Annotated in this window: 4 protein-coding genes and 1 pseudogene; all 5 read right to left on the reverse strand. The window is 74.7% G+C overall.

The window, feature by feature from the left end; all coding sequences use genetic code 11:
* Positions 1-348: 348 nt before the first annotated feature.
* On the reverse strand, positions 349-3084 hold the full coding sequence (locus tag H7A69_RS16870; protein WP_182048102.1) for a helix-turn-helix transcriptional regulator: 2736 nt from the start codon (positions 3082-3084) through the stop codon (positions 349-351).
* A gap of 521 nt (positions 3085-3605) precedes the next feature.
* Positions 3606-4397: an inositol monophosphatase family protein gene (locus H7A69_RS16875; protein WP_182048103.1), complete on the reverse strand. Its 792-nt coding sequence runs from the start codon at positions 4395-4397 to the stop codon at positions 3606-3608.
* Between the two features lie 30 nt (positions 4398-4427).
* Positions 4428-5558: a hypothetical protein gene (locus tag H7A69_RS16880; RefSeq protein WP_182048104.1), complete on the reverse strand. Its 1131-nt coding sequence runs from the start codon at positions 5556-5558 to the stop codon at positions 4428-4430.
* A gap of 47 nt (positions 5559-5605) precedes the next feature.
* Positions 5606-6676, reverse strand: a complete 1071-nt coding sequence (gene rsgA / locus H7A69_RS16885; protein ID WP_182048105.1) for a ribosome small subunit-dependent GTPase A — start codon at positions 6674-6676, stop codon at positions 5606-5608.
* Between the two features lie 4 nt (positions 6677-6680).
* Positions 6681-7368 (reverse strand): annotated as a pseudogene (locus H7A69_RS16890) (3-phosphoshikimate 1-carboxyvinyltransferase); the annotation flags it as partial.

A 7368-nucleotide genomic window follows, 5' to 3' on the forward strand; every position in this document is an offset into this window, starting at 1 on the left:
ACCGACCGCCGTCGGGTCTGCCGCGTGTCCGGGACCGTCGGCCGTGTCCGTCCGCGGATCAGGCGGGGACGGACCCGGGACGACGGTTCGGGTACCGGACGTTCGGGGTGCGGGCTGGCCCTCCGGGGAGGGCACGGCGGTCGGTGCAGGAGAAGCCTCACCCGGCGCCACCGTCGCGACAACACCCGCCGCCCGCTCTTGCGGTTCACCGCCGTCGCGGTGCGACGCGGCGGCGGACGGTGCGGTCTCCCGCAACCCGGCACCGGGGCGGACGCCCTCCACCACGCGACGGGAGGCCCGGTGCCAGCCGGCACCGGGCCTCCCGTCGCGTGGTCGGGTCGCGACCGGTCAGGTGAGCAGCGCCACCAGGTGGGAGCGCGAGCGTGCACCCACCTTGCGGTAGATCTGCGTCAGCCGGAGCTCGACCGTCCGCTGCGACATGAAGAGCGACGACGCGATCTCCCGGTTGCGGTAGCCCTCGGTCACCTTCTGCACCACGGCACGTTCCTCGGCCGTCAGCGACGTGAGCACCGCCGACGCGTCCGGAGCGCTCCGCGGCGTCCCGGGGACCGGCGCGGACGGCGTCGGGCCGGAACGGAGCGAGGTCGGCACGCCGAACGACGGCATCGCGGCCGGGGCCTGGGGCGTCGCCAGCGGGCGCCGGAGCCCCGCCGCCTCGTAGGCCGCCGCGGCGGCGGCACCGAGCCGCGGACGCTCCGCGACGGTGCCGACGACCGCCAGCGCGGCGAACGTGCGCGCGCGCTCGTACTGCGAGTCGTGCGGCTGGAACAGTTCCAGCGCCCGACGCCGTGCGGTCTCGCGGGTGGTGTCGTCGGCGACGAGCGCCAGGCTCCGTGCGAGCACCAGGGCACCCCAGCGCGACGGTCGTGCGTGGTGGTCGGCCGCGAGCCGGGCCGTCGCCGAACGGGCGTCGTCGATCCGGCCGGAGCGGACGTACCCCTCGACGAGGTCCCCGAGGTGACGGAGCACCGCCGGGTTCCGCAGGGACCGACCGACCGCGTCGGCCGCCTCGAGTGCCACGACGGCCTCCTCGACCCTGCCGTCGAGCAGGAGCACCCGACCGCGCAGCGCGTGCAGCTTGGCCGTCGTGCCCCAGAGGAGCGCCGTCGAGCGGAGTGCCAGGCACCGGTCGACGACCTCGAGCGCCTCGTACGAACGTCCCTCGGCGAAGTGCCGCCACGCGATCGCGACGACCCGCGAGGGCTCCCGGACGCGCTGGGCGGCCCCGGCACCGGCCTCCCACGCGTCCACCGCGCGGAGGGCCTGCCGGAAGTTGCCCGACCGCAGCTCGTTCTCCGCCGTCAGGTACCGGGCTCCCTCGGCCCAGACGGTCTGCGTGTCCTGGCTGCGGGCCAGCACGAGGGCGAAGACCCGCCGGGCGCTGCGGGCGCGCTCGGCGATGCTCAGGGCGTGCGCCACCAGGAGCAGGGCGGGGTCCGACATCGCGAGGAGCCGCGCGGTCGCGAGTCCGTCGTACAGCTCGGTGTCGGCCGGCAGGGTGCCGTCGACCGCGGCCACCAGGCACTGCACGGCGCCGGCGATCTCCGCGGTGTGCGGGGTGAGCACCGGTCCGAGCTGCTCCACCCGGGCGAGGAGGTCCCTGGCCTGCTCGAGGTCCCACGTCTCCGCGCGGAAGCTCGCGACCATCGCCAGGAGTCCGGCGACGGCGGGGGCTTCGGGTGCTCCCGCCGCGACGGGGACGAGCAGCTCGTCCGCGTGGACGGTCTCGCCGCGCAGGTACTGGACCGAGTACAGCAGCCGGAGCCGCCGCACCTCGTCCTCCTGGCGCCGGAACGGACGGATCGCGGCGAGGTAGCGCGCCGCCAGGCCCAGCAGGCGCTGCGCGAGCATCGCCTCGGCGACGCGGAGCAGCGCGGCGCGCTCGTCCTCGCAGCCCGACCCGACGTGCAGGGCACGCTCCGCCAGGGCGACCGCGGCGTGCGGCGCACCGTCCGCGACGTGGGCCGCTGCTGCTTCGAGCAGCGCGACCGAGTCGGGCACGTCGTCGACGAAGCTGCGGTGCCACGCGGCAGCACGGGGGTCGACGTCGGCGCTCGCCGAGGCGAGCTCGGTGTGCAGGGACCGGCGGGACCTCGCGGTCATGCGCCAGTACAGCGCCGACCGGACGAGCGGGTCTCGGACGGTCGCGGACTGTCCGCGGACCACCACGAGCCCCGCGTCGGCGAGGTCGTCGAGGGCGTCGCGGTCCCACCCGGTGGTCCGGGCCACCGGCACGAGTGCGAGCCGGGCGAGGACGTCCAGATCACGTCCCGCTTCGGCGCCGTCGGTCCGCGTGCCACCGGCGGCGACACCGTCGAGACGCTCGAGCGTCGACGCGGCGATCGCCTCCGTCGTCGCGGTCGGGCGCAGCGGCAGCACGAGCGGCTCCGCTCCGGTGAGCTGCGCGTGGCTCAGCGCCTCGAACTGCTCACGGAGCACCCCGGGGTTGCCCCCGGTGGCGTCGGCGAGGATCGCGAGGACCCCGTCGTTGGCGCCCTCGGGCGCCATGCTCCTGGCGAGGACGAGTGCGTCGTCGGCCGCGAGCGGCTCGAGGCGCAGCATCGGCAGCGCGGCGAGCGGGCTGCCGGACGACACCGAGCGCACCGTGGCCACCAGGCGGAGCGCCGTGCCGGCGAGCCGACCGGCGAGGAACGCGATGAGCTCCTGGCTGTCCTCGTCCATCCGGTCGAGGTCGTCGATGAGGACGATCGTCGGCGGGAGGGTCAGGGTCTGCACGGCCTCGAGGAAGTCGTGCGCGGCCGCCAGACCGGACGGCGCACCGGTCCCGGCAGCGCCCGCCTGCAGCAGGTGGGCGATGTGGGCGGTGGCTCGGGGGTCGTCGAGCGCGGTGAACAGGGAGGTCACGCCGGCCAGGGGCCAACGGGACTCGCTCCCGTTGACACCGACCCGCACGACGGGGAGGGGGACGCGGTCGGCGACCGCGTCGAGGACGCTGCTGCGCCCGGAACCAGGGTCGCCGACGACGACCATCGCGGACTCACGAGGGAGTGCTGCGAGGGTCGTGATCCGGTCGACCTCGAGACGGCGACCGGTGAGTGCCATGACTCACCGGCCTCCGGGTCCGGGGACGGGACGTACGGAGGGCGTCCGATCGACGGCACGGCGGGTGACCGTGGCGACGGACGGGGTCCGGTCGTCGGCACGGCGGGTGACCGGTGCGACGGACGGACGCGAGGCGGCGACGGAGCGCGCACCAGGGCTGTCGGTGAGATAACGCGGACGACGAGTGAGGGTGCACTCGGTTCCGCCTGGGAACGATGAAGTCATCGTCTGGACCACCCCTCGGGTTAGGGTTTTTCGGACGAAACGCACGACCCGCGGGACGGAGCCCGGATCTAGGGAATCCGGGCGACTCCCACCGGTCGCCTGTGAGCACGATAACAAAGGCGACGAACGGCCTCGACCGGTCCGTAAGCACGTTGTCCGACGGGCGTGTCCCCAGTCCGGGGGGTGCATGCCCCCCGGGACACCCCCCGTGCCCCCGGACGGGGGGTGTCACGGGGGTGGGTGGCTCGCCGAGGGGGACAAGCGGGGTACACCGCCGGTGCTCGGGGCGGACCGGTTCAGGCGTCCGAGCGGCGGATGACCTCGACCACGGCGTCGTGCACCAGGCCGTTCGTGGCGAGGGCGCTGCCGTGCCAGGGCCCGGGGTCGCCGTCGAGCGAGGTGAAGCGGCCGCCGGCCTCCTCGACGATCGGGACGAGCGCGGCGATGTCCCACGGCTTGAGGTCCGGCTCGCCCGCGACGTCGAGGACCCCCTCGGCGACGAGCATGTACGACCACATGTCGCCGTAGGCCCGCGTCCGCCAGACCTTCCGGGACAGCGCGACGAGGGCGTCGAGCCGGTCGTCCTCGTCCCACTGCTGGATGCTGTTGTAGCTGAGGCTCGCGTCGGCGAGTTCCGCGACGCCGGAGACGCGCAGCGGACCCTCGGTGGAGTGCGCGCCGAGGCCCTCCGCCGCCCACCAGCGCTTGCCGAGCGCGGGGGCGCTGACGACGCCGAGCACCGGTCGTCCGTCGACGGCGAGGGCGATGAGCGTCGCCCACACGGGCACGCCCCGCAGGTAGTTCGCGGTCCCGTCGATCGGGTCGACGACCCACTGCCGGTGACCCTCGCTGACGGCGTCCGCGCCGGTGTCCGCCGTCGTCTCCTCGCCGAGGAAGGCGTCGTCTGGCCGCTCGGCGGCGAGCCGCTCGCGGAGCGCCCGCTCGACCGCCTGGTCGGCGTCGGTGACGTGCGTGCTGTCGGCCTTCGTCGACACGTGCAGGTCGGCGGCGCGGAACCGCTCGAGGCTGATCGCGTCGGCGGTGTCGGCGAGCGAGCGGGCGAAGTCCAGGTCGGCGCTGAGGTCCACGGAGGCCAGGCTAGCGGCTCGGCCCGGCGGCTAGGCGGCCACGACCTCCTCCTCCTCGAGCCGGGTGACCGCGCGCTCGCGGGCGAGCCGCGTGCGTCGGGCGGCGAGCCCGTGCACGAGGACGCCGAGCAGCACGGCGACGACGAGCCAGAGCGCCAGGACGACCAGCGGGCGGGCGAGCGACGCCGCCGGGAAGTACACGAGGTCCTGCGCCGCGGCGAGCCACGCGGCACCGCTCCAGAACGTGTTGAGCGCCGCGAAGAAGCCGGGCTGGAACGCCGGCTGGAAGATGCCGCCCGAGCTCGTGAAGTTGAGCATCACGAACAGCATCGTGAGGATCGGCGTCGTCCACCGCCCGAGCAGCGGGTGCAGTCCGACGCCGAGCGCGATGATCACGGCGTCGTAGAGCCAGGCGACGAGGAAGACCTCCCACCGGTGCGACGGGACGACCCCGTAGAGCGGACCGGCGACCACGACGCCGATGCCGGCGACCACCGCGGCCGTCGCGGCGCCGACGACCACGGTCCAGAACGCACGGAGCCGGGCGGCCGCGGCGGCGACCGCGATGGCCGAGGCGTAGCCGCCGACGCTCAGGCCGACGAGCAGGAAGAACAGGCCCTGGCCGGTGGTGTCCTCGCTGCCCGTGGGCACGACGTCCTCGACCGTGAACGGCAGGTGCTGCCGGAAGGCGATCGGCAGGAACACCTTCTCGGCCGCCGACGCCGTGGTCTCGCTCGCCGCGGTCGAGACGTAGAGCGTCGCTCCGGACGTGCCGGGTGCGTACACGGCGGCGAGGTCGCGGTCCCGCACGGCGCGCTCGGCCGCGGTCGTGGTCGGGACCACGTGGGCGACGAGCCCGCCGTCCGACTCGTCGGTGACGGTCTGAGCGAACACCTGCGCCGTGGGCCCCTGACCGACGATGCCGACGGGGAGCTCGTGCGGGGTGGGGGCGTGGAACGCGCCGAGGTAGGCGAGGGTCATCCCGACCGCGAGGAAGAGCGGGACGAGGACGTGCGACCCGAACGACCGGAGCGTGCTGCCGAGGTGCTCGGGCCGGAGGACCGTGACCGTCCGGGCGCCGTGGCGGTCCGCACGCGCGGCGTGGTCGGCGTGGTGGGGGTGCGGCACGCGCGCATTGTTGTTCTCTGCAACTTCAGGCACGGGGAGCAACGGTACACCCGCCTCGCCCGCTGCCCGTCCGCCGGGGTTCAGTCGGTCCCGGGGTCCTCGCCGCCCATGCCCGTCAGGAGCGCCCGGAACGAGTCGAGGCGCTCGACGCCCGTCGGGCCGAGCTCGCCGTCCTGCACGCGGTCGACGATCTCCCAGTCGTGCGCCTGGTCGAGCGGGATGCCGTCGGCCGGCTCGCGGACCGGGACGGCGTGTGCGGCGAAGGCGCGGAACACGTTCGCCGGCTCGACGTGCCCGAGGCCGAACGAGCGGACGCCCGGGGTGTCGATGATCCACCCGCCGTCGCGGACCCGCAGGGCGATCGACGACGACGAGGTGTGGCGCCCGCGGCCGGTCACCGCGTTCACGACGCCCGTCGCGCGGGTGGACCCGGTGATCGCGTTCACGAGGGTGGACTTGCCGACGCCCGAGTGGCCGACCGTGACGGTGACCTTGCCGTCGAGCACCTCGTGCAGGGCGTCGAACGGCACGTCGTCGGACCGGCTCGTCACGATCCGCAGGTCGAGGCACGCGAAGTGCGCGAGGAAGTCGGTCGGGTCCGCGAGGTCGGTCTTCGTGATGCAGAGGACCGGGTCGAGCCCCGCGTCGAACGCCGCGACGAGGTACCGGTCGATCAGTCGCGTGCGCGGTTCGGGGTCGGCCGCGGCGACGACGACGAGCATCTGGTCGGCGTTCGCCACGATCACGCGCTCGACCTCGTCGGTGTCGTCCGCGCTGCGGCGGAGCAGCGTCGTACGCTCCGCCACCTTGACGATCCGCGCGAGGGAGCCGGGGTCGCCGGACACGTCGCCGACGAGGGAGACGTGGTCACCCGTGACGACCGACTTCTTGCCGAGCTCGCGCGCCTTCGTCGCGGTGATGACCCGCTCGCCGGCCGCGTCCGACCCCGCGCCCTCCGTCACGAGGACGCCGAACCGCCCGCGGTCGACGTTCGTCACCCAGCCGACCGGGGCGTCGTCGTGGGTGGGCCGGACCTTCGTGCGCGGGCGGTTGCCCTTCGGGTTCGGCCGGATGCGCACCTTCGACTCGTACTGCCCGTACGGCTCGTCCTCGTCGGTGTCGTCGCCGTCGACGTCGTCCCACCAGCTCACGGTCTCACGCCCCCTTCGTGCCGGTCGCCACGAGGTCCGCCCACAGGTCCGGGAACTGCGGCAGCGTCTTCGCCGTGCAGCCGACGTCGTCGACGGCGACGCCGTCGACGACGAGGCCCACGAGGGCCCCCGCGGTCGCCATCCGGTGGTCGTCGTACGCGGCCCAGTCGCCGCCGTGGAGGCGAGCGGGGGTGATCCGCAGGCCGTCGTCGAGTTCCTGCACCGAGCCTCCCGACCGGTTCACGTCCGCCGCGAGCGCGGCGAGCCGGTCCGTCTCGTGGCCGCGCAGGTGCCCGATCCCGGTGATCTCGCTCGGTCCGTCGGCCAGCGCCGACAGCGCGACCAGCGCGGGGGCGAGCTCGCCGCCGCGGGTCAGGTCGAGCGTGACACCCGGCAGGGAGGCCCCACCCGCCACCCCGACGCCGCCGTCGAACACCAGGTCGTCACCGTCACGCGTCACGGTCGCCCCCCACAGCGGCAGGAGCGTCTCGAGGTCGGCCCCGACCTGCGTGGTCGCGGTCGGCCAGGTGCGGATGCGGACCGTGCCGCCCGCCACGAGCGCGGCCGCCGCGAACGGCGCCGCGTTCGACAGGTCCGGCTCGATCGTGACGTCACGGGCGGCGATCGGGCCCCCGTCCGAACCCCAGTCCCCCCGGGGAGTCCCGGAGCCCGGCTTCTCCTCAACCAAAACA

Origin of the sequence: Curtobacterium sp. ME26 (genome assembly GCF_903970945.1) — a bacterium.
GTDB lineage: Bacteria > Actinomycetota > Actinomycetes > Actinomycetales > Microbacteriaceae > Curtobacterium > Curtobacterium citri.